Source organism: Salmonella sp. WC3, from assembly GCF_042932255.1.
In the GTDB taxonomy this organism is placed as follows: Bacteria; Pseudomonadota; Gammaproteobacteria; order Enterobacterales; family Enterobacteriaceae; genus Salmonella; species Salmonella enterica.
Genome location: NZ_CP170629.1, coordinates 1,708,604 through 1,730,913, shown reverse-complemented (window position 1 = coordinate 1,730,913; position 22,310 = coordinate 1,708,604). Strand labels below are relative to the sequence as shown.

Sequence of the window (22,310 nt, the reverse complement as noted above, 5' to 3'; positions counted from 1 at the left end):
TTCGCTCTCCTTTTTATTTTGTCAGCGAAAAATCAGTATGATGTCTACAGTATTGATGAGAATAACAAAGGAATGACGTTATGGCGCACTCACACTCTCATGCCGATTCACACCTGCCGAAAGATAATAATGCTCGTCGCCTGCTTTTCGCCTTTATCGTCACTGCCGGATTTATGCTCCTTGAGGTGGTGGGCGGGATACTCTCCGGCTCTCTGGCGTTGTTGGCGGATGCGGGACATATGCTCACCGACGCGGCGGCCCTTCTCTTTGCGCTGCTAGCGGTTCAATTTTCCCGTCGTCCCCCGACTGTTCACCACACTTTTGGCTGGCTAAGACTCACCACACTGGCGGCTTTTGTGAATGCCATTGCGTTGGTGGTCATTACCCTTCTCATTGTCTGGGAAGCGATAGAGCGCTTTTACACGCCACGTCCGGTGGCGGGCAATCTGATGATGGTAATTGCGGTTGCGGGTCTGCTGGCGAACCTGTTTGCGTTCTGGATACTCCATCGGGGAAGCGATGAAAAAAACCTGAACGTGCGCGCTGCCGCGCTACATGTGATGGGCGATTTGCTGGGTTCCGTCGGCGCAATAGTCGCCGCGTTGATCATTATCTGGACGGGCTGGACGCCAGCGGACCCGATTCTCTCTATTCTGGTTTCGGTACTGGTACTACGCAGCGCCTGGCGTTTGTTAAAAGATAGCGTCAACGAATTGCTGGAAGGCGCGCCGGTTTCACTGGATATTAATGCCTTACAGCGCCATTTAAGCCGGGAAATCCCCGAAGTCCGCAACGTACACCATGTGCATGTCTGGATGGTCGGCGAAAAACCGGTCATGACATTGCACGCTCAGGTCATTCCGCCACACGACCATGATGCGCTGCTGGAACGTATCCAGGATTTCCTGATGCACGAATACCATATTGCGCACGCTACGATTCAGATGGAGTATCAAGTGTGTCACGGCCCGGACTGTCATCTGAATCAGACGCCATCCGGGCATGTTCATCACCATTAACGGGAAAGCGCGCGCGATCCTCGCTCCCGCGCGCTGTTTATCCACAGGCGACTACCGTTCACGGCGATAAATGTCAGGATCAGATATTCCAGCGACATCGCATAGACGCCCTGCAAAGCAAAAATCACCACACTGATTACGTTGATTATCACCCACAGGAGCCAGTTTTCGACATATTTGCGTGTCATCAAAATCATCGCCACGATAGACAGCACCATCATGCAAGAGTCCCAGAACGGGAAAGCGTCCGGTTGCAGTACAGGCATTGTCACCTGTAACCCCAGCATCTGCATAATGGCGACGGCCACGCGCGTCAGGACGGCGAATACGGGATCGATATATCGCGTCATCAAACCGATAGCTATCACACATATCGCCAGCCATGCCATTGCTTTTGGCAACGGCAGCCAGCGGATTTTAAGCTCGGCTTCATTATCCTTTGTTTGCCGCGACCACGCATACCAGCCATAAATATTGGCGGCAAAGAAAAAGAGTTGCAGCAACAGGCTGGCATAAAGCTGGATCTGAAAGAAAATAATCGCAAACAGGGTGACGTTAACCAGTCCAAAAAAGTAGTTGCTGATCTTCTCCAGACTGGCAAGCCAAATACAGAGCAGGCCGGCGATGGTTCCTACCGCTTCGATCCACGAGAGATCGTACCCGCCAGCGCCAATCGGAATATGAATCAGTATGTTGTGCGTACTAAAAAAATCCATTCTCTCCCCCAAAGATTTCCGTCTTTACGCCCGAAGTGTAGCCGCAAAATCCAGCATCCGGTTGAGCGGCAGTAATGCGCCCTCGCGTAGCGCCGCATCAACCTGTATTTCATGCGCCGCGCCTCCCTGCTCCAGCCCTTCAGCAATGGCTTTCAGGCCATTCATCGCCATCCACGGACAGTGCGCGCAGCTACGGCAGGTCGCCCCCTCGCCAGCCGTGGGCGCTTCAAGCAGTTCTTTTTCAGGCACCGCCTGCTGCATTTTGTAGAAGATGCCGCGATCGGTCGCCACGATAAGCTGTCTGTGCGGCAGCGTTTTTGCCGCCTTAATAAGCTGACTGGTGGAGCCCACCGCATCGGCCATCTCGACAATGGACTGCGGCGATTCAGGGTGAACCAGAAGAGCGGCATAGGGATAGATTTTTTTTAAACGGGTCAACGCCTGGGTTTTAAACTCGTCATGCACGATACACGCCCCTTGCCAACACAGTACATCGGCCCCGGTCTGTTTTTGCACGTAACTCCCCAGGTGTCTGTCCGGCGCCCAGATAATTTTTTCCCCCAAACTATCCAGATGCTCAATCAGTTCTACGGCGATACTGGAGGTCACAACCCAGTCCGCACGCGCTTTAACAACAGCCGAGGTGTTAGCATAGACCACTACGGTTCTGTCAGGATGCGCATCACAAAAAGCGCTAAATTCGTCTATTGGGCAGCCTAAATCCAGCGAACATTCCGCCGCCAGGGTAGGCATAAGAATGGTTTTTTCCGGGCTGAGGATTTTGGCGGTTTCCCCCATAAACCGTACGCCCGCTACCAGTAGCGTGGATGCGGCGTGCTTCGCGCCGAAACGGGCCATTTCCAGCGAGTCGGAAATACAGCCGCCGGTTTCTTCTGCCAACTGTTGAATTTCCGGATCGGTGTAGTAGTGCGCCACCATGACGGCATTGCGCTCTTTGAGCAACCGCTTGATTTTCTCACGATAAAATTGCTTTTCATCGTCATTCAACGGCGTTGGTTTCGGCGGGAACGGGTAGATTGCGGCTTGTGGGTCAAACATTACGCTCATCGTGGTTTCTCGTTTTAGTGACTTAACGAAATAACCGAATGAAAGCGTAACAAACGCCACAATCGGTTAATTTGTTTTATATGCTAAACAAGATAGCTGATTCAATAAGGAAAGTCACAATAATTACGTAGCCCCATATCTGATGGCGGCGTAACGTCTTATCTGGCCTACGTGAGCGGTGCCGTCTGTAGGCCTGATAAGCGCAGCGCATCAGGCAAGACCCGAACCTGCGACAGGTTCGAATCTTCCATATTGCAGATAGCAAAAAGGCGCCGCCAGCGCCCTCTTTTACATTGGTGGGTCGTGCAGGATGACTCGCTTCGCTCGCCCTTCGGGCCGTCGCCGTAAACGGCTCCGTTGTCTCACTGCATGAGACCCGAACCTGCGGCAGGTTCGAATCTTCATATTGCAGATAGCAAAAAGGCGCCTTTAGGGCGCCTTTTTACACTGGTGGGTCGTGCAGGATGACTCGCTTCGCTCGCCCTTCGGGCCGTCGCCGTAAACGGCTCCGTTGTCTCACTGCGTTCGACCCGAACCTACGGCAGGTTCGAATCTTCCATATCGCAGATAGCAAAAAAGCGCCTTTAGAGCGCTTTTTTACATTGGTGGGTCGTGCAGGATGACTCGGCTTCGCCTCGCCCTACGGGCCGTTGCTGACGCAACGTTATCCTTCACGTTCAACATCTGAGTTTGATGTTAAATTGGTGGGTCGTGCAGGATTCGAACCTGCGACCAATTGATTAAAAGTCAACTGCTCTACCAACTGAGCTAACGACCCCTTGGATAAGGGTTACTGCTTCAATCATTCAGGATGGTGGGTCGTGCAGGATGACTCGGCTTCGCCTCGCCCTTCGGGCCGTTGCTAAAGCAACATTATCCTTCACGTTCTCTACCAGTTACCACCTTGTATATTGGTGGGTCGTGCAGGATTCGAACCTGCGACCAATTGATTAAAAGTCAACTGCTCTACCAACTGAGCTAACGACCCATGCGGGTGCTGCCTGAAAGATTTTACTCGGACCATCTAAAGATGGTGGGTCGTGCAGGATGACTCGGCTTCGCCTCGCCCTACAGGTTGCTGACGCAACGTTATCCTTCACGTTCAACATCTGAGTTTGATGTTAAATTGGTGGGTCGTGCAGGATTCGAACCTGCGACCAATTGATTAAAAGTCAACTGCTCTACCAACTGAGCTAACGACCCACTTTTACGTTGCTTTCGAGTTGTTTAATATCCCGTGGCAACGGCGGCATATATTACTGATTTCAGATTTGAGCGCAACAAAAATTTCGACGCAGAGGGCTCAACTGCTTAGGAATCGCACGACGCGACCAGAAAAAAGGCGTTTTCTGGTCGCATGGTACGCATTACATCGCGTTAAGACGCTTTTGCGCCTGTTTCGCGCCATCAGTGCCAGGATATTTGTTAATCACCTGCTGATAAACCGCTTTCGCTTTTGCCGTATCACCTTTGTCCTGCATGATAACGCCAACTTTGTACATCGCGTCCGCAGCCTTCGGCGACTTAGGATAGTTTTTTACTACCGAGGCGAAATAATAGGCGGCATCATCTTTTTTACCCTTGTTGTAATTCAACTGGCCCAGCCAATAATTGGCGTTCGGCTGATAAGTAGAATCAGGGTATTTCTTGATGAAGTTCTGAAACGCCACAATCGCATCATCCTGGCGAGACTTATCCTGCACCAGCGCAATTGCCGCATTGTAATCGGTATTCGCATCGCCACTTTGTACCGGCGCCCCTGAGGTTGCCGTACCGGCATCCGGGGCGGGGGTCGCAGTGGTTGCCGTCCCGCTCTGGTCACCAGCTGCTGGTTGCGCTGCGCCGCCATTATTCAAGCTCCCCAGCTGCAGCATAATTTGCTTCTGGCGCTCCATCACCTGATTCAGTTGATACTGATTTTCCTGGATTTGGCCGCGCAAAGAATCTATATCGGACTGATTATCGGAGAGCTGCTGCTGAAGTTGGGTTAAAAGCTGGCTGTGAGCGTTAGAGATACGCTCAAGTTGAGTGACGCGGTCTTCGACCGAGCCTGAGCCGACACTACTGATTGGCGCCTGAGCAAAAGCGGCCCAGGGGGCCGCTATGCCAACCAGTAACGACAGACTCAACAGGTGATGTCTGAAGTTACTGCTCATGCAATTCTCTTAGTAAACCAGTACAGCGCGACGGTTCTTAGCGTAAGCCGCTTCGTCGTGGCCCAGTACGGCAGGTTTTTCTTTACCGTAAGAAACGATGGAGATCTGGTCAGCGGAAACGCCTTTACCCTGCAGGTACATTTTAACGGCGTTAGCACGACGTTCGCCCAGGGAGATGTTGTACTCAGGCGTACCACGTTCGTCCGCGTGACCTTCTACGGTGACTTTGTAAGACGGGTTGCTACGCAGGAAGTTAGCGTGCGCATCCAGCATTGCCGCGAAGTCAGAACGGATATCGTACTTGTCGAGATCGAAGTAAACGATGTTGTTCTGCTGCAGCTGCTGCATCTGCAGACGCGCTTGCTCTTCAGACGACATATTGCCGCTACCGTTCGAATCCATACCCGTGCCGGCGCCGTTCAGCATACCGCCTTCGCTACCGTCATTGCTGGCGTTCTTGTTGGAAGAACATGCCGCGATTGCCATAACAGGCAGGGCAATCATCAGGCCCTTCAGCACTTTGTTCAGTTGCATTTCTTTAATTCCTTTAGTAATCAATTAATTATTATCACAGATACGGCGACCAGGCAGGCGATTTCACCTGACCATCAGTTGCCGGAAGACGCGCTTTGAAACGCCCATCTGTAGAAACCAAATTCAGCACAGATCCCATCCCCTGAGAAGAGCTGTAGATTACCATCGTGCCGTTAGGTGCCAGACTTGGCGTTTCATCCAGGAACGTTGACGACAGAACCTGTACGCCACCCGTCACCAGATCTTGTTTGGCAATGTGCTGCTGCCCGTTATTTGAGCTTACCATTACCATAAATTTACCGTCGCTGCTGACATCCGCATCCTGGTTTTGCGAACCTTCCCAGGTAATACGCTGCGCCGCACCGCCGTTAATGTTCATTTTATACACTTGCGGACGTCCAGCCTGGTCAGAGGTAAAGGCCAGAGTCTGGCTGTCCGGGAACCAGGTCGGCTCCGTATTGTTGCTACGCCCGTCCGTTATCTGACGAATCTGGCCGGAAGCAAGATCCATAACGTACAGGTTCAGACTTCCGGTTTTCGATAACGCGAACGCCAGTTTCGTCCCATCCGGCGAGAAGGCCGGCGCGCCGTTGTGACGCGGGAAGGACGCAACCTGACGCACTGCGCCGTTTGCCAGCGTCTGGATAACCAGCGCGGAGCGACCGCTTTCAAATGTCACGTAAGCCAGTTTTGAGCCGTCCGGAGACCACGCCGGAGACATCAACGGCTGCGGAGAACGGTGCACCACAAACTGATTGTAACCATCGTAATCCGACACACGCAGTTCATACGGGAACTGACCGCCATTAGTCTGTACCACATAGGCGATACGAGTACGGAACGCGCCCTTAATGCCCGTCAGTTTTTCAAAGACTTCGTCACTGGCGGTATGACCTGCATAACGCAGCCACTGCTTGTTCACTTTATAAGAATTTTGCGCCAGTACAGTCCCCGGCGCGCCGCCAGTGTCAACCAGCTGATAAGCAACATTGTAGGAACCGTCCGGATTCGGCGTGACCTGTCCAACAACGACAGCATCAATACCCAGCGCAGACCATGCGGTAGGCTGAACTTCCTGAGCGGTGGCTGGCTGCTGCGGCAGTCGTGACCGGTCTAACGGATTAAATTTACCGCTATTGCGTAAATCTGCCGCCACGATGCCGCCGATATCTTCAGGCGCAGCGCCCGGCCCGGCCCATTTAAAAGGCACAACGCCAATCGGTCGCGCCGAGTCCACCCCCTGGGTGATCTCGATACGAACTTCTGCGTGCAGCACCGCCGCCCACAGCATCAGAAAACCAAATGCTACTCGTAATGCCTGCTTCATCATATCTCCCATACCTGGGCCTGCGACCCACGATAATTTAGCAGAATGTTAACAAACTCAAATACACAAAACCACCAGGACCAGTAACAACTCAACCGCTCCAACTTCCATAAAGAAAAGTATCTACAGTTTAAAGTCTAGTTTGGCATCCTTTATTTTCTCATAAACAGCCTGGCTTGGCGGTTTAGGAATTTTCGCGGTTTTTGCCGCCATTAACGCCGCCTGACAAAGCGCCGGATCGCCGCCCTCAGACGTAATGCTTTTTAATGAGCCATCCGGCGCCAGGCTAATATGCAAGACACATTGTTTGCCCTGATACAGGCTCGCATCATACAGACGGCTCTGAATGGCGACCTGAATCTGTTTCGCGTAGGCGCTGATATCAGCGCCTGTCGCCCCACCGTTAGCGCCCGATGTACCGCTATCTTTCGATGGCTGGCCATTCCCTTTCGCGCCACCGCCGGTTTTCGGCGCATTCTTACCCGAGCTGAGATCGCCAAGCAGATCGTCGACGCCTTCTGCGGCGGCCGCTTTTTCGGCAGCCGCTTTCTTCTTAGCGTCCGCCGCCGCTTTCGCCGCTTCGGCATCCGCTTTCTTCTTCGCCGCCGCTTTCGCCGCCTCGGCATCCGCTTTCTTCTTCGCGTCCGCCGCTGCTTTCGCCGCTTCGGCCTCCGCTTTCTTCTTCGCCTCCGCCGCCGCTTTCGCCGCTTCGGCCTCTGCTTTCTTCTTCGAGTCCGCCGCCGCTTTCGCCGCTTCGGCTTCCGCTTTCTTCTTCGCGTCCGCTGCCGCTTTTACCGCTTCGGCTTCCGCTTTCTTCTTCGCGTCCGCCGCCGCTTTCGCCGCCTCGGCCTCCGCTTTTTTCTTCGCGTCCGCCGCCGCTTTCGCCGCTTCTTCGGCCTGTTGCTGCTGCTGTTGCGCCAGTTTTGCCGCTTCTTCAGCCTGCTTTTGCTGCTCCTGAGCCGCTAAACGTTCTTTCTCAAGTTGTTTCAACCGCTCCTGTTCAGCAGCCTGCTTCTGCTGCAGCTCCTCTGCTTGCTGCTGTTGCAGCTTTTTACGCTCTTCTTCCGCGCGTCTGGCGCTGGCCTGTTGATCCTGCTGACGGTTGTACTGCTGCACAACGGCGCCAGGATCGACCATCACCGCGTCGATAGCGGAACCACCGCCGCCGCCGGCAGAAGCCTCTATATGCTCATCAAACGAACTCCAGAACAGCACTGCAAATAAGATGATATGCAGCACGGCTGAAATAATTATCGCCCGTTTGAGCTTGTCGTTTTGTTCGGTTGCCTTTGACACTCTCGGTTCCCAAAAAACTGTTCGCCTGTTACTCGCCGTCTTTCAAGCCAACGGGACGCAGACTTCAGATTGGCTGCGTCATTAAGCCAACCGATTTTACGCCCGCGCTGTGTAACAAGTTCAGCGCTTTAATTATTTCATCGTACGGCACCTCTTTCGCGCCGCCGATTAAAAAGACTGTTTTCGGATTAGCCTGCAGATGACGCTTTACTTCTGCGATCACCTGTTCAGACGGCAGTTGATCCATTCGATCTTTATCAACCACTACGCTGTATTGCCCTACTCCGGAAACCTCAATAATGACCGGTGGATCGTCGTTACTACTGACCGCCTGCGACTGATTCGCCTCCGGCAAGTCGACCTCCACGCTCTGGGTAATGATCGGCGCGGTTGCCATAAAGATCAGCAGCAACACCAACAGTACGTCGAGTAGCGGTACAATATTGATTTCGGACTTAAGTTCGCGACGACCTCGTCCACGCGTTCTGGCCATGGCTTACCCCTTGTTGCTTTCGCTTACGGTAAACGCCTGGCGGTGCAGAATCGCGGTGAACTCTTCCATAAAGTTGTCGTAATTCAGTTCCAGCTTGTTCACGCGCTGATTCAGTCGGTTGTAAGCCATAACCGCAGGGATGGCGGCAAACAGACCAATCGCCGTGGCAATCAATGCTTCGGCAATACCCGGCGCAACCATTTGCAGAGTCGCCTGTTTCACCGCGCCCAGGGCGATAAACGCATGCATAATCCCCCATACGGTGCCAAACAGACCGATATAAGGACTGATTGAGCCTACCGTGCCAAGAAACGGGATATGCGTTTCCAGCGTTTCCAGCTCTCGGTTCATGGAGATGCGCATCGCACGCGACGCCCCCTCTACCACTGCCTCCGGCGCATGGCTGTTGGCGCGATGGAGCCGGACAAACTCTTTGAACCCGCTATAAAAGATTTGTTCCGAGCCCGACAGACTATCGCGCCTCCCCTGGCTTTCCTGGTACAGACGCGATAGTTCGATTCCGGACCAGAATTTATCTTCAAACGCTTCCGCCTCACGCGCAGCGGCGTTCAGAATACGCGTTCGCTGGATAATGATGGCCCAGGATGCTATTGAAAAAACAATCAAAATCAACATGATAAGTTTAACCAGAAGGCTTGCCTTCAGGAACAAATCAAGGATATTCATGTCAGTCACTGCTTAAACTCCGCGACAATAGACTTAGGAAGCGCACGAGGCTTCATTTTGAGTGGATCAACGCAAACAATCAGAACCTCTGCTTCATTTAGCAGCGTGTTCTCTGCGTTGACAATGCGTTGCGTGAAAACCAAAGCGGTGCCACGCATTGACGTAATTTCTGTTTGAACTTCAAGCATATCGTCGAGCCGCGCAGGCGCATAGTATTCCAGCGTCATCTTGCGCACCACAAAGGCGACCCGCTCCGCCAGCAGCACCTGTTGGCTGAAGTGATGGTGACGCAGCATCTCCGTGCGCGCTCTTTCATAAAAAGCGACATAGCTGGCGTGATAAACCACACCGCCGGCGTCCGTGTCTTCGTAATAAACTCGAATTGGCCATCGAAACATATACTTATTCATCCCTGCAGCCTCTTTGTTGGCGTCATCCGCTTGCCGCCGTAATGCCTCAAGAATGCCGTTGTATATCGCCTTGTATTCACTTTACATCCCGGTAATGCAACAAAAGTAGAGCTTTTAAACGTTGCTACTATACGCGTGGGAATGAGGCTTGGGAATGGGGGGAAGTTAAGGGAGAGTAAAAATATATGGGCTTATGCAAGCCCCTATATTTTTAAGGAGGTTTCTTATTCACAAGAAGAAGAAAATCAGGCCGACGATAAGGACGATATCCGCAAGGAGCGGACAAAAAATCCCTTGCCAGTGTACGGATTCAGGGCGAAAACCCACGCCGTGGATTATGCCTGCGCAAACCGCCCACATCAGCAATAATCCGTGCCAGATTTCAAGCGTGCTGGTCCTGGCGGCAAACCGTGACGGGTCCCAGAACATACATCCTGCCAGCACTATCGCCATCACGAAGGAAAGCGCCCTTAACGGGCGCTTGTCCATTACCGCATAAATATACTTCATCCTCTAAGCTGCCTCTTTGTTGGCTGCGGCTGTTAGTCGGCCCATCCCTGGGCCCCCCCTTACAGGGCCGCTGCAAGCAGCGTTCAAATCTGTTCCTGACAGATTTGTTACCCCAGTCACTTACTGATGTAAGCTCCTGGGGATTCGCAGCCTTGCCGCCGCGATGCAACTTAAATGATTTTGTATATTGCATAGCGACAATATGAATCATTAGCTTTCTTCTTGACCGGTTTTACCCGCTTCAACGTGCTCAAGCGCCAGGGCGGTAATGATCCCGAATGCACAGGCAAGAAGCGTTCCCAGAATCCATGCGAAATACCACATTTTAAGCTCCTTACTTAGTACAGAGAGTGGGTGTTGCTTTCAATATGTTCTTTAGTGATACGACCGAACATTTTCCAGTAACACCAGCTGGTGTAGATCAGAATGATCGGTACGAACACCGCCGCAACCCAGGTCATCAGGTTCAGCGTCATCTGGCTGGATGTCGCATCCCACATGGTCAGGCTGGCATTCATCATCGTGCTGGACGGCATCACAAATGGGAACATAGCGATACCCGCCGTCAGAATAATGCAGGCCAGGGTCAGCGAAGAGAACAGGAATGCCCACGCGCCTTTCTCCATACGGGAAGTCAGGATAGTCAGCAGCGGCAGAACCACGCCCAGAGCCGGAACCAACCACAGGATCGGAGCATTATTAAAGTTCACCAGCCAGGCGCCAGCTTCACGCGCCACTTCTTTAGTCAGCGGGTTAGAGGCGGCATGATGATCAATCGCGGATGTCACGACATAACCATCAATACCATACATTACCCAAACGCCCGCCAGCGCAAAGCACACTAATGTCACCAGCGCCGCAATCTGCGAGGTGGCGCGCGCGCGCAGGTGCAGTTCGCCAACGGTGCGCATTTGCAGGTAAGTCGCCCCCTGCGTGATGATCATCCCTACGCTTACGATACCCGCCAGCAGACCAAACGGGTTCAGCAACTGGAAGAAGTTACCGGTGTAGTACAGACGCAGATACTCATCTACATGGAACGGTACGCCCTGCAACAGGTTGCCAAAGGCCACGCCAATCACCAGCGGCGGCACAAAGCTACCGATGAACACGCCCCAGTCCCACATGTTGCGCCAGCGCGGGTCTTCAATCTTGGAACGGTAATCAAAACCGACCGGACGGAAGAACAAAGACGCCAGCACCAGGATCATCGCCACATAGAAACCGGAGAACGCCGCAGCGTAAACCATCGGCCAGGCAGCAAACAACGCACCGCCCGCGGTGATCAACCACACCTGGTTACCGTCCCAGTGTGGAGCGATAGAGTTAATCATAATTCGACGTTCGGTGTCGTTACGACCGAGGAAACGGGTGAGCATCCCCACCCCCATGTCGAACCCATCGGTGACAGCGAAACCAATTAGCAAAATGCCAACCAGCAGCCACCAGATAAAACGTAGTACTTCATAATCGATCATTTGACGACTCCTGTCTTAGCGTGCCGGCTGAGAAGTCACGGTGGACTGCTCAAAGTGATAGCGACCGGTTTTCAGGCTGCTTGGGCCAAGGCGTGCAAATTTGAACATCAGGAACAATTCTGCCACCAGGAACAGGGTATACAGGCCGCAAATCAGGAACATGGAGAACAGCAGATCGCCCACGGTCAGCGATGAGTTCGCCACGGCTGTCGGCAACACTTCGCCGATCGCCCACGGCTGACGACCATACTCGGCGACGAACCAACCTGCTTCAACCGCAATCCACGGCAGTGGAATACCGTACAGCGCCGCGCGCAACAGCCATTTTTTCTCACCGATGCGGTTACGAATCACGCTCCAGAAAGAAAGTGCGATGATCGCCAGCAGCAGGAAGCCGCACGCCACCATGATACGGAAAGCGAAGTACAGCGGCGCAACGCGAGGAATGGAATCTTTCGTCGCTTGCTGGATCTGCGCTTCGGTCGCGTCAGTCACATTAGGCGTATAGCGTTTCAGCAGCAGGCCGTAGCCGAGATCTTTCTTCATGCTGTTAAACTGGTCGCGAACGGCCTGGTCGGTAGAACCGGCGCGCAGCTGCTCCAGCAGTTCATAGGCTTTCATCCCGTTACGGATACGCTCTTCATGCTGAACCATGAGATCTTTCAGGCCAATAACCGGCGTGTCCACGGAACGCGTAGCGATAATGCCGAGCGCATAAGGGATCTGAATCGCCAGATGGTTTTCCTGTTTGTCCTGGTCAGGAATGCCGAACAGGGTAAAGGAGGCCGGAGCAGGTTGCGTTTCCCATTCTGCTTCAATCGCAGCGAGCTTGGTTTTCTGCACGTCGCCCATTTCGTAACCGGATTCGTCACCGAGTACGATAACGGACAGTACGGCAGCCATACCGAAGCTGGCGGCAATAGCAAAGGAGCGTTTAGCAAAGGCGAAGTCACGACCTTTCAGCATGTAGTAAGCGCTGATACCGAGGATGAACATCGCGCCGGTGACATAGCCGGACGCCACAGTGTGAACAAATTTCACCTGTGCTACCGGGTTCAGCACCAGTTCAGAGAAGCTCACCATTTCCATACGCATGGTTTCGAAATTGAAATCCGCAGCGATTGGGTTTTGCATCCAGCCGTTCGCTACCAGAATCCACAACGCGGAGAGGTTGGACCCCAGAGCCACCAGCCAGGTGACGCACATATGCTGAACTTTACTCAGACGATCCCAGCCAAAGAAGAACAGACCTACAAAGGTGGATTCGAGGAAGAAGGCCATCAAACCTTCGATGGCCAGCGGCGCACCGAAGATATCCCCAACATAGTGGGAGTAGTACGACCAGTTTGTCCCGAACTGGAACTCCATGGTCAAACCGGTAGCCACACCCAGAGCAAAGTTGATACCAAACAACTTGCCCCAGAACTTGGTCATATCTTTATAAATCTGTTTGCCGGAAAGGACGTATACCGTTTCCATAATGGCCAGCAGGAACGCCATACCGAGCGTTAGCGGCACAAACAGGAAGTGGTACATCGCGGTCAAGGCAAACTGTAAGCGCGACAGTTCGACTATATCTAACATCATGACTCCTTGCTCATCGCATGAAGACTCCGAGAGTGAACCCCGTTAGAAAGGGTCACACGCATGCCCCAATACAAATTTATTTGCGGCCTTCCATCGTACTATCCCCTCGGGAAGGAAACAGTAATGATGAAAAGTTACAAACATGTTAATAAAAAACCCAAATTGATCCCGCAAATATATTACGCCGTAAAACCCTTACAATAAACAGGTTTTTAGTGGGTCAGATTTGCTTTTTTCGACAGCGATTAATTTATGGCTAATCTATCGCTTTTCAGGGAATTTGATCACGGACAATTTAACCAGTTTTGATGCTCTTTTCCAACATTTAAATATTGATTAAAATCAATTTTTGAAGTTAATGTTAATAATGTTTATTCATTGAATGCATGGTGAATTTTTTGTTAACTTTTTGTTTTTGCAAAGAGTAATTTCAAACTCCCTGTAAAAAGAGGCTTATTCGGTAAGGCTAAACATTTTGTGCGTTTTTTACTGCCCCGCATCCCGTAAAAAACATTCCACATTGATGTTCAATTATTGCTAAATAGCTCACAGATTTTTTCTGTAGGTTATCAACACTTATTATTTTATACATTTAGTCTATTTTTATTTTACTTATAATTAACACCGCAAAGAAACTATCTCATTGCACACGCGCCATCATCCCACCGGGATTACCCTGCCCCAACTTCCCTTTCCCGACGACTAACGGCCAGGATCATCTTGCCAGGTTATCGCCTTAATTATCGCTAATAAGCTTTCCAGATAGCCAGAAACAAACATTTTATTCGCTAATTTTTCTTTATTTCAATAACACCGTATTTGCCTCTCTATAATTATTATAGTGAAGATTCTGTTATCACCTTCACAGATTTACCCTCAATATCTACGTCACTCATAGTGATAATTCTGTTTATTCGCAGCCATAAATACCCTTTAAACATGATTAATCACGAACGAATAGTGTCAATAAGTTCTTAATAATTTTTAAAGTTAACCTCTTTTAATCAGCAAAAGTTCATATAATTTATTAAACGATATCTTTAATACTTCATGGAAATAATGTCGGTACTCTTATGATTAAAATAGCTGTTTTATTCTGCCATTAAACAAGCAGTCTGTGTAAGCGCGATACATCTGAGGAGACGTGTAGTTCGCGCTCAGGCAAACATGCGCGGCCACAGAGTCAAGCGTCAATTTACTATAGAGGTTAGCGTCAACATAGTGTAATGCTGCAATGCGTTTTTTTCATGGCGGAAAGCGCATAATCCGTCTCCAGTGAGGTCGGCAGGTCTTTCACTAAGACAGCATCTGTATTTGCTGAAAAAGAGTTAACCAGCAAACTGAGTAAATTTACTGCCGCAGCCAGACGGTTATTATCAATTATTTTTAGACTCCACCATGTTTTTTTAATGAGGCATTATTTTCCTATAGTTCAATATTTACAAAGCCAATAATTTTATATCCCGGATGCTTCACCCGTACTTTGCCACAAACAATAAAGCCATAAAAAAGGCCACCGTAAAGGTGGCCAACCATGTCGAAAACGGACATTTATCTGTTCCCGCAGGAACAGCGAGTTTTTATTTTATAATTGCTTTCAGCGCTTCGCCGATATCGGCCAGGCTGCGAACCGTCTTCACGCCAGCCGCTTCCAGAGCAGCGAATTTCTCATCAGCGGTACCTTTACCACCGGCAATGATGGCGCCAGCGTGGCCCATACGTTTGCCTTTCGGCGCGGTAACGCCCGCGATATAGCCAACAACCGGCTTGGTCACGTGTTCTTTAATATAAGCCGCCGCTTCTTCTTCTGCGCTACCGCCGATCTCGCCGATCATCACGATCGCTTCAGTCTGCGGATCTTCCTGGAACAGCTTCAGGATGTCGATGAAGTTAGAGCCCGGGATCGGGTCGCCGCCGATACCGACACAGGTAGACTGGCCGAAACCGTAGTCGGTGGTCTGCTTAACCGCTTCATAGGTCAGCGTACCGGAACGGGAAACGATACCCACTTTACCCGGCTTATGAATGTGACCCGGCATGATGCCGATTTTGCATTCGCCCGGGGTGATCACACCTGGGCAGTTCGGGCCGATCATGCGTACGCCCGCTTCGTCCAGCTTCACTTTCACAGTCAGCATATCCAGCGTCGGAATACCTTCGGTGATGGTGATAATCAGTTTGATGCCTGCGTCGATCGCTTCCAGAATGGAGTCTTTGCAGAACGGCGCCGGGACGTAGATAACGGATGCGGTCGCACCGGTAGCTTCTACCGCTTCGCGCACGGTGTTGAACACCGGCAGACCCAGATGCGTGGTGCCGCCTTTGCCCGGCGTTACGCCGCCGACCATTTGCGTACCGTAAGCAATCGCCTGTTCGGAGTGGAAAGTCCCCTGGCTACCGGTGAAGCCCTGGCAGATAACCTTGGTATCTTTATTAATTAAAACGGACATTATTTCCCCTCCACTGCGGCAACAACCTGCTGAGCTGCATCCGTCAGACTTTTCGCTGCAATAATATTCAGGCCACTGTCAGCCAGTTTCTTCGCGCCGAGTTCGGCGTTGTTGCCTTCCAGACGCACCACCACCGGAACGTTCACGCCCACTTCTTCCACCGCGCCGATGATACCGTCGGCAATCAGGTCACAACGGACGATACCGCCGAAGATGTTAACCAGAACCGCTTTCACGTTGTCATCCGAGAGGATGATTTTAAACGCTTCGGTGACGCGCTCTTTGGTTGCGCCGCCGCCCACGTCAAGGAAGTTAGCCGGTTCGCCGCCATGCAGCTTAACGATGTCCATGGTGCCCATCGCCAGGCCCGCGCCGTTCACCATGCAACCGATGTTGCCGTCCAGCGCGACGTAGTTCAGTTCCCACTGTGCCGCCTGCGCTTCACGCGGGTCTTCCTGAGACTGGTCGCGCATTTCGCGCAGATCCGGCTGGCGGAACAGCGCGTTGCCGTCAGCGCCCAGCTTGCCGTCGAGGCAAATCAGATCGCCCTGCTTAGTAATCACCAGCGGGTTGATTTCGATCAGCGCCAGGTCGCGCTCAAGGAAAATGGTTGCCAGGCCCATAAAGATTTTGGTGAACTGCTGCACCAGTTTACCTTCCAGACCCAATTTGAACGCCAGTTCCCGTCCCTGATACGGCATCGGGCCGGTCAGCGGATCGAGCGCGACTTTATGGATCAGATGCGGGGTTTCCTCCGCGACTTTTTCGATCTCTACGCCGCCTTCGGTAGACGCCATAAAGACCACGCGACGAGAACTACGGTCAACCACCGCGCCGAGGTACAGTTCTTTGCCGATGTCGGTCGCCGCTTCAACCAGAATCTGGTTTACCGGTTGGCCATTAGCGTCTGTTTGATAGGTCACCAGACGTTTGCCCAGCCAGTTTTCCGCAAAGGCGCGAATCTCTTCTTTGCTTTTTACTACCTTCACACCGCCCGCTTTGCCGCGGCCGCCAGCGTGAACCTGACATTTCACTACCCACGGGCCGGCACCGATTTTAGACGCGGCTTCTTCGGCTTCACGCGGAGTAGTACAGGCATAACCCACCGGCGCCGGTAAGCCATAGCGGGCAAAAAGTTGTTTTGCCTGATATTCATGTAAGTTCATGTGTTCTGTCCATCCTTCAGGTAATCGTTATCTTTAGACCTGTAGGCCTGAAAGCTGCGCGCCATCAGGCATTACACCATCGCCGGATGGCGGCGTGAACGCCTTATCCGGCCTACAGGTAGCAGGTGATGCTCTTGCTGACTACACGTCCAACAGCAGACGGGTCGGATCTTCCAGCAACTCTTTGATGGTGACCAGGAAGCCCACGGATTCGCGACCATCGATCAGGCGATGATCGTAAGAGAGCGCCAGGTACATCATCGGCAGGATTTCCACCTTGCCATCCACCGCCATCGGCCTGTCTTTAATAGCATGCATTCCCAGAATCGCGCTCTGCGGCGGGTTGATGATCGGGGTAGACATCAGAGAACCGAATACGCCGCCGTTGGTAATGGTAAAGTTACCGCCGGTCAGGTCTTCTACGGTCAGCTTGCCGTCGCGGCCTTTGACAGCCAGTTCTTTAATTTTTTTCTCGATGTCAGCCATGCCCAGCGTATCCACGTCACGCAGGACCGGCGTGACCAGGCCGCGCGGCGTAGACACCGCCATGCTCACATCAAAGTAGTTGTGATACACCACGTCATCGCCGTCGATAGAGGCGTTCACTTCCGGATAACGCTTCAGCGCTTCCACTACCGCTTTCACGTAGAAGGACATAAAGCCCAGGCGGATACCATGACGTTTTTCAAACACTTCGCCATACTGCTTACGCAAATCCATAATCGGCTTCATGTTGACTTCATTGAAGGTCGTCAGCATGGCGGTGGAATTTTTCGCTTCCAGCAGACGCTCGGCCACGCGCTTACGCAGGCGGGTCATTGGCACGCGTTTTTCGCCGCGCGCGCCCAGAGCGGGTTGTGCTGCAGGTTCAACAGCGGGTGCTTTAGACTCGCCTTTCGCCAGATGTTTTTCCACATCTTCACGGGTCAGACGCCCACCCACACCAGTGCCTTTAATGGCGCTGGCTTCCAGATTGTGTTCAGCCAGCAGGCGACGGATCGCCGGGCTGAGCGCATCGTTGTTTTGTTCTTCCAGCGACGCCTGCTGGCGTTGTGCCGGCGTAGACGCTTTCTCTTCAGATTTCGCGCTGGTCTCTTTACCCGCGCTGTTGCCTTCACGCAGGCGACCCAGGATCTGGCGAGAGGTGACAGTGGTCCCCTCCTCTTCCAGAACCGCATCCAGAATGCCGTCCGCTGATGCCGGTACTTCCAGTACCACTTTGTCAGTTTCGATTTCTACCAGCACTTCGTCACGAACAACCGCATCACCCGGTTTTTTATGCCAGGTGGCGACGGTCGCGTCCGCTACGGACTCAGGCAGGTCGGGAACAAGAATATCTACGCTACTCATTATTTATCCTTTATTTAATCGACGTTCAGCGCGTCATTAACCAGATCTTGTTGCTGTTTCTGGTGAACGGACATATACCCTACCGCCGGAGAGGCGGAGGCCGGGCGACCTGCATAACGCAGAGCGGCCCCAAACGGAATCACTTCACGGAAATGATGCTGGCTGCAGTACCATGCGCCCTGGTTGAGCGGCTCTTCCTGGCACCAGACAAAATCATGGACGTGAGCGTATGGTTGCAGCGCTTCCTGCACCGCTTTATGCGGGAACGGATAGAGCTGTTCGATGCGCACGATAGCGACATCTTTCTGGTCGTTTTTGCGACGTTGTTCCAGCAGGTCGTAATAAACCTTACCAGAACACATTACCACGCGTTTTACGGCTTTAGGGTCCAGCTCGTCAATTTCGCCAATGGCCGGCTGGAAGGAACCGTTCGCCAGTTCATCAAGCGTGGAAACCGCCAGCGGGTAACGCAGCAGCGATTTCGGCGACATCACCACCAGCGGACGACGCATCCCGCGCAGCGCCTGACGGCGCAGCATATGGTAGACCTGCGCCGGGGTGGACGGCACGCAAACCTGCATATTCTGCTCGGCGCAAAGTTGCAGATAACGTTCCAGACGCGCGGAAGAGTGCTCCGGGCCCTGCCCTTCATAGCCATGCGGCAACAGCATCACCAGACCGCACATCCGGCCCCATTTCTGCTCGCCGGAGGAGATGAACTGGTCAATCACTACCTGCGCGCCGTTGGCAAAATCGCCAAACTGCGCTTCCCAGATAGTCAGGGTACGTGGTTCCGCCGTGGCATAACCGTATTCAAAAGCCAGTACCGCTTCTTCAGACAGCACGGAGTCCCAGACTTTAAACTGTCCCTGACCGCTGTGAATATGCTGCAACGGCGTATACGTTGAGCCGTTCGTCTGGTTGTGGATCACCGCATGACGATGGAAGAAGGTGCCGCGACCAGAGTCTTCCCCGGACAGGCGCACCGGAATGCCTTCATCGACCAGCGTGGCGTAAGCCAGATTTTCCGCGCCGCCCCAGTCAAACAATTTCTCGCCTGCCGCCATTGCCTGACGGTCGCCATAAATTTTCGCCACGCGAGACTGCATTTCAATGGCTTCCGGCACGGTGCTGATACGTTTTGCCAGCTCCTGCAGACGCTTCATTTCTACCTTGTTCGGGTATGCTTCATCCCATTCGTGGTTTAGATACGGCGACCAGGTGAACGAGTGCATATTCATCGGACGCCACTCTTTCACCACGCATTCGCCTGCATCCAGCGCATCGCGATAGAGGTTGACCATTTCGGTGGCATCTTCCAGCGTTGCGACCTTATCAGCTTCCAGTTTGTCGGCGTAGATTTTACGCGGCGTCGGATGCTTTTTGATTTTCTGGTACATCAGCGGCTGGGTTGCGCTTGGCTCGTCGGCTTCGTTGTGGCCGTGACGGCGGTAGCACACCAGATCGATGAACACATCGCGTTTAAAGGTGTTACGGAAGTCCAGCGCCAGACGGGTCACAAAAGCGACGGCTTCCGGATCGTCCGCATTGACGTGGAAAATCGGCGCCTGGACCATTTTACCGATATCGGTGCAGTAAGGCGTTGAACGCGCATCCAGTGGGTTAGAGGTGGTGAAGCCCACCTGGTTGTTGATAACGATACGTACCGTACCGCCCACTTCGTAACCGCGCGCTTTCGACATGTTCAGGGTTTCCTGAACCACGCCCTGGCCGGTCACCGCGGCGTCGCCGTGAATAGTGATCGGCAGCACTTTGTTGCTGCTCGGTTCGTCCAGTCTGTCCAGACGGGCGCGCACGGAGCCCATCACCACCGGGCTCACAATTTCCAGATGCGATGGGTTAAACGCCAGCGCCAGGTGAACCAGACCGCCTTCGGTTTCGATATCTGACGAGAAGCCCATGTGATACTTCACGTCGCCGGTACCCAGATGTTCTTTATGTTTACCGGCAAACTCGTCGAACAGATCCTGCGGTTTTTTACCCAGTACGTTGATCAGCACGTTCAGGCGACCGCGGTGCGCCATCCCCAGCACCACTTCGCGAGTGCCGCTGTTACCCGCATGGCGAACCATCTCTTTCAGCATGGGTATCAGCGCATCTCCCCCCTCGAGCGAGAAACGTTTCGCACCCGGGAATTTGGCGCCCAGATAACGTTCCAGCCCTTCAGCGGCGGTCAGTTCGTTCAGGAAACGTTTTTTCTCGTCAGCGCTAAAAGCCGCACGACCGGATTCGATGCGCTGTTGGATCCAGCGTTTCTCTTCGGTGCTGGTGATGTGCATATACTCAGCGCCAATCGGGCCGCAGTAGGTCTGTTTGAGCGCGTCGAGCAGCTCGCCCAGCTTCATCGTCTCTTTGCCGCTGGCAAAGGAGCCGACATTGAAGGTTTCCTGGAAATCGGCCTCGGTCAAATCATGGAAAGAAGGGTCCAGATCCGCCACGCGTTCTTGTTTCCACAGTCCCAGCGGATCGAGGTTTGCATGCTGATGGCCACGGAAACGATAAGCGTTGATAAGCTGCAGGACTTTAACCTGCTTCACATTGGTGTCAGGGTCGGAAATCGTAGAAGAGTGACGTGAGCCAGCCAACGCCTGCCGCCGGAAATATTCACGTGTTTTTGAATGGAGTTGATCCGGTTTGACTCCGGTACCAGGTAACTGCTGGAACGTCAAACGCCAGTTAGCGTCTACCGAGTCAGGATCGGTTAAGAAGTCTTCATAGAGCTGTTCTATCCAGCTCTGATTCGAACCAGAGAGGTAAGAAGAGTCCAACCAGGCTTTCAAAGCGCTGTTCTGCATCGTGATCCCTTAAGCATCTTTTCTGCTTATTTAATACTCTAAATAGGTCACGTTTCAGGAAGGCGGCAAGCTTGCGAATCCCTGGGAGCTTACATCCAGTAAGTGACCGGGGTGAGCAAGTGCAGCCAACGCACATGCAACGTGAACTATGACGAGTATTTCGCCGTGGATACTAACCACGCATACGCTGTATGCGTGCCGGGGTTCACTTGTTGCGGACTGTCGTGTCATCTGCGTCCGCTAAGGAACCTTTAAAAACTGTCTAATAATCTTCGCTGTTCAGGCTACGACTGCGTTGCGGCCTTCGCTCACTCCGGTCACATAGTTAACTATGCTCCCGAAGATTCGTTCAGACCGCGCCTTGTCTCGCTCTGAACATCTCGATTATTACTAATCATATGGCAGTTTTTAGAGGTTTCCTGCACTTCTATTGCCCGATGGCGCCTGGCTTATCAGGCCTACAAAATACGTAACCTGTAGGCCGGATAAGACGGTACGTCGCCATCCGGCAACCACTACAACTGCTTATGCGCTACGCTGCAACAGCATCGACTTAATATGGCCGATAGCGCGCGTCGGGTTCAGTCCTTTAGGGCATACACTGACGCAGTTCATAATGCTGTGACAGCGGAATACGCTGAATGCATCGCTCATCCCTTCCAGACGACTGTCGGTCTCGGTATCACGACTATCGATCAGGAATCGATACGCCGCGAGCAGACCCGCCGGACCGATAAACTTATCCGGGTTCCACCAGAATGACGGGCAGGATGTTGAGCAACAGGCGCAAAGAATACATTCATACAGCCCATCGAGTTTTTCACGCTGCTCCGGCATCTGCAGATGCTCACGAGCCGGTGGATTTTGCCCATTATTCAATAAGTAAGGCTTAATCTTCTCATATTGTGCGTAGAATTGCCCCATGTCTACCACCAAATCGCGGATCACCGGCAAACCGGGCAGCGGGCGAATCACAATCTTCTTACCCGGCTGAGTCAGCGCCGAAATAGGGGTAATACAGGCCAGACCACTCTTACCGTTCATATTCAAACCATCAGAACCACACACACCTTCGCGGCAGGAACGGCGGAAAGAAAGGCTGGGATCTTTTTCTTTAAGCTGGATTAACGCATCCAGCAGCATCATGTCGCGCCCTTCTTCGCCTTCCAGGGTGTAATCCTGCATACGCGGAGCGTTATCGACATCCGGGTTATAACGATAAATCGAAAATTCGAGTTTCATCATCC

The 22,310-nt window shown here is 52.6% G+C and carries 19 protein-coding genes, 3 tRNA genes and 2 other RNA genes; 1 reads left to right on the top strand and 23 read right to left on the bottom strand.

Features of this window, described 5'->3' with window-relative positions:
* Positions 1–80: 80 nt before the first annotated feature.
* A complete protein-coding gene (zitB, locus tag ACFK9X_RS08170) occupies positions 81–1,019 on the top strand; it encodes a CDF family zinc transporter ZitB (RefSeq protein ID WP_079840467.1) in 939 nt (312 codons plus the stop codon).
* Here zitB and pnuC read toward each other — a convergent pair.
* From pnuC to sdhB, 23 genes are all read right to left on the bottom strand, one after another.
* Positions 1,016–1,735 carry a nicotinamide riboside transporter PnuC gene (gene pnuC, locus ACFK9X_RS08165; protein ID WP_000345361.1) on the bottom strand — a complete coding sequence of 240 codons (720 nt, stop codon included), beginning with the start codon at positions 1,733–1,735 and terminating at the stop codon, positions 1,016–1,018. The two genes, zitB and pnuC, sit on opposite strands and share 4 nt — an antisense overlap.
* Positions 1,736–1,759: 24 nt before the next feature.
* Complete coding sequence (gene nadA, locus ACFK9X_RS08160) at positions 1,760–2,803, bottom strand: quinolinate synthase NadA (RefSeq protein ID WP_151116097.1); 1,044 nt, start codon at positions 2,801–2,803, stop codon at positions 1,760–1,762.
* 294 nt (positions 2,804–3,097) lie between these two features.
* Positions 3,098–3,222, bottom strand: a non-coding RNA gene (locus ACFK9X_RS08155) — RtT sRNA.
* Positions 3,223–3,251: 29 nt separating this feature from the next.
* A non-coding RNA gene (locus tag ACFK9X_RS08150) (RtT sRNA) lies at positions 3,252–3,377 on the bottom strand.
* A 128-nt stretch (positions 3,378–3,505) separates the two neighbouring features.
* Positions 3,506–3,581, bottom strand: a tRNA-Lys gene (locus ACFK9X_RS08145).
* A 134-nt stretch (positions 3,582–3,715) separates the two neighbouring features.
* A tRNA-Lys gene (locus ACFK9X_RS08140) sits at positions 3,716–3,791 on the bottom strand.
* A gap of 139 nt (positions 3,792–3,930) precedes the next feature.
* Positions 3,931–4,006, bottom strand: a tRNA-Lys gene (locus ACFK9X_RS08135).
* 164 nt (positions 4,007–4,170) lie between these two features.
* The gene (gene cpoB, locus ACFK9X_RS08130; protein WP_000097553.1) at positions 4,171–4,959 is read right to left on the bottom strand and encodes a cell division protein CpoB; all 789 of its coding nucleotides are present in this window, start codon (positions 4,957–4,959) and stop codon (positions 4,171–4,173) included.
* Positions 4,960–4,968: 9 nt separating this feature from the next.
* Positions 4,969–5,493 carry a peptidoglycan-associated lipoprotein Pal gene (gene pal, locus ACFK9X_RS08125; protein WP_001176623.1) on the bottom strand — a complete coding sequence of 175 codons (525 nt, stop codon included), beginning with the start codon at positions 5,491–5,493 and terminating at the stop codon, positions 4,969–4,971.
* Between the two features lie 34 nt (positions 5,494–5,527).
* A complete protein-coding gene (gene tolB, locus ACFK9X_RS08120; RefSeq protein ID WP_001562341.1) occupies positions 5,528–6,820 on the bottom strand; it encodes a Tol-Pal system beta propeller repeat protein TolB in 1,293 nt (430 codons plus the stop codon).
* A gap of 123 nt (positions 6,821–6,943) precedes the next feature.
* Positions 6,944–8,116, bottom strand: a complete 1,173-nt coding sequence (tolA, locus tag ACFK9X_RS08115) for a cell envelope integrity protein TolA (protein WP_151116095.1) — start codon at positions 8,114–8,116, stop codon at positions 6,944–6,946.
* A 64-nt stretch (positions 8,117–8,180) separates the two neighbouring features.
* The gene (gene tolR, locus ACFK9X_RS08110) at positions 8,181–8,609 is read right to left on the bottom strand and encodes a colicin uptake protein TolR (RefSeq protein ID WP_000124676.1); all 429 of its coding nucleotides are present in this window, start codon (positions 8,607–8,609) and stop codon (positions 8,181–8,183) included.
* Positions 8,610–8,612: 3 nt separating this feature from the next.
* Entirely contained in the window at positions 8,613–9,305 is a 693-nt protein-coding gene (tolQ, locus tag ACFK9X_RS08105; protein ID WP_151116093.1) for a Tol-Pal system protein TolQ, read from the bottom strand.
* Positions 9,302–9,706: a tol-pal system-associated acyl-CoA thioesterase gene (gene ybgC / locus ACFK9X_RS08100; RefSeq protein ID WP_001046240.1), complete on the bottom strand. Its 405-nt coding sequence runs from the start codon at positions 9,704–9,706 to the stop codon at positions 9,302–9,304. Before ybgC ends, tolQ begins: the two co-directional genes overlap by 4 nt.
* A 228-nt stretch (positions 9,707–9,934) precedes the next feature.
* Positions 9,935–10,216, bottom strand: coding sequence for a cyd operon protein YbgE (ybgE, locus tag ACFK9X_RS08095; RefSeq protein WP_000875305.1), 282 nt, complete (start codon positions 10,214–10,216; stop codon positions 9,935–9,937).
* Between the two features lie 210 nt (positions 10,217–10,426).
* Positions 10,427–10,540: a cytochrome bd-I oxidase subunit CydX gene (gene cydX, locus ACFK9X_RS08090; RefSeq protein ID WP_000270278.1), complete on the bottom strand. Its 114-nt coding sequence runs from the start codon at positions 10,538–10,540 to the stop codon at positions 10,427–10,429.
* Between the two features lie 14 nt (positions 10,541–10,554).
* Complete coding sequence (cydB, locus tag ACFK9X_RS08085; RefSeq protein ID WP_000568258.1) at positions 10,555–11,694, bottom strand: cytochrome d ubiquinol oxidase subunit II; 1,140 nt, start codon at positions 11,692–11,694, stop codon at positions 10,555–10,557.
* Positions 11,695–11,709: 15 nt separating this feature from the next.
* Positions 11,710–13,278 carry a cytochrome ubiquinol oxidase subunit I gene (cydA, locus tag ACFK9X_RS08080; RefSeq protein WP_000884369.1) on the bottom strand — a complete coding sequence of 523 codons (1,569 nt, stop codon included), beginning with the start codon at positions 13,276–13,278 and terminating at the stop codon, positions 11,710–11,712.
* Positions 13,279–14,861: 1,583 nt separating this feature from the next.
* Positions 14,862–15,731 (bottom strand): succinate--CoA ligase subunit alpha, encoded by an 870-nt coding sequence (gene sucD / locus ACFK9X_RS08075; RefSeq protein WP_000114633.1) that lies wholly within the window; start codon positions 15,729–15,731, stop codon positions 14,862–14,864.
* Entirely contained in the window at positions 15,731–16,897 is a 1,167-nt protein-coding gene (gene sucC / locus ACFK9X_RS08070) for an ADP-forming succinate--CoA ligase subunit beta (RefSeq protein WP_001048590.1), read from the bottom strand. Before sucC ends, sucD begins: the two co-directional genes overlap by 1 nt.
* Before the next feature lie 141 nt (positions 16,898–17,038).
* Positions 17,039–18,247: a 2-oxoglutarate dehydrogenase complex dihydrolipoyllysine-residue succinyltransferase gene (gene odhB, locus ACFK9X_RS08065; protein WP_000099858.1), complete on the bottom strand. Its 1,209-nt coding sequence runs from the start codon at positions 18,245–18,247 to the stop codon at positions 17,039–17,041.
* A 14-nt stretch (positions 18,248–18,261) separates the two neighbouring features.
* Positions 18,262–21,063 (bottom strand): 2-oxoglutarate dehydrogenase E1 component, encoded by a 2,802-nt coding sequence (gene sucA, locus ACFK9X_RS08060; RefSeq protein ID WP_151116091.1) that lies wholly within the window; start codon positions 21,061–21,063, stop codon positions 18,262–18,264.
* Between the two features lie 525 nt (positions 21,064–21,588).
* Positions 21,589–22,305, bottom strand: coding sequence for a succinate dehydrogenase iron-sulfur subunit SdhB (gene sdhB / locus ACFK9X_RS08055; RefSeq protein WP_151117911.1), 717 nt, complete (start codon positions 22,303–22,305; stop codon positions 21,589–21,591).
* Positions 22,306–22,310: the final 5 nt, after the last annotated feature.

Coding starts and splice junctions, on each gene's coding strand:
- odhB (WP_000099858.1), bottom strand. CDS start 18,247: ATGAGTAGCGTAGATATTCTTGTTCCCGACCTGCCTGAGTCCGTAGCG.
- pal (WP_001176623.1), bottom strand. CDS start 5,493: ATGCAACTGAACAAAGTGCTGAAGGGCCTGATGATTGCCCTGCCTGTT.
- tolR (WP_000124676.1), bottom strand. CDS start 8,609: ATGGCCAGAACGCGTGGACGAGGTCGTCGCGAACTTAAGTCCGAAATC.
- sdhB (WP_151117911.1), bottom strand. CDS start 22,305: ATGAAACTCGAATTTTCGATTTATCGTTATAACCCGGATGTCGATAAC.
- cydX (WP_000270278.1), bottom strand. CDS start 10,540: ATGTGGTATTTCGCATGGATTCTGGGAACGCTTCTTGCCTGTGCATTC.
- ybgC (WP_001046240.1), bottom strand. CDS start 9,706: ATGAATAAGTATATGTTTCGATGGCCAATTCGAGTTTATTACGAAGAC.
- tolB (WP_001562341.1), bottom strand. CDS start 6,820: ATGAAGCAGGCATTACGAGTAGCATTTGGTTTTCTGATGCTGTGGGCG.
- cpoB (WP_000097553.1), bottom strand. CDS start 4,959: ATGAGCAGTAACTTCAGACATCACCTGTTGAGTCTGTCGTTACTGGTT.
- ybgE (WP_000875305.1), bottom strand. CDS start 10,216: ATGAAGTATATTTATGCGGTAATGGACAAGCGCCCGTTAAGGGCGCTT.
- cydA (WP_000884369.1), bottom strand. CDS start 13,278: ATGTTAGATATAGTCGAACTGTCGCGCTTACAGTTTGCCTTGACCGCG.
- sucA (WP_151116091.1), bottom strand. CDS start 21,063: ATGCAGAACAGCGCTTTGAAAGCCTGGTTGGACTCTTCTTACCTCTCT.
- zitB (WP_079840467.1), top strand. CDS start 81: ATGGCGCACTCACACTCTCATGCCGATTCACACCTGCCGAAAGATAAT.
- sucD (WP_000114633.1), bottom strand. CDS start 15,731: ATGTCCGTTTTAATTAATAAAGATACCAAGGTTATCTGCCAGGGCTTC.
- nadA (WP_151116097.1), bottom strand. CDS start 2,803: ATGAGCGTAATGTTTGACCCACAAGCCGCAATCTACCCGTTCCCGCCG.
- sucC (WP_001048590.1), bottom strand. CDS start 16,897: ATGAACTTACATGAATATCAGGCAAAACAACTTTTTGCCCGCTATGGC.
- pnuC (WP_000345361.1), bottom strand. CDS start 1,735: ATGGATTTTTTTAGTACGCACAACATACTGATTCATATTCCGATTGGC.
- cydB (WP_000568258.1), bottom strand. CDS start 11,694: ATGATCGATTATGAAGTACTACGTTTTATCTGGTGGCTGCTGGTTGGC.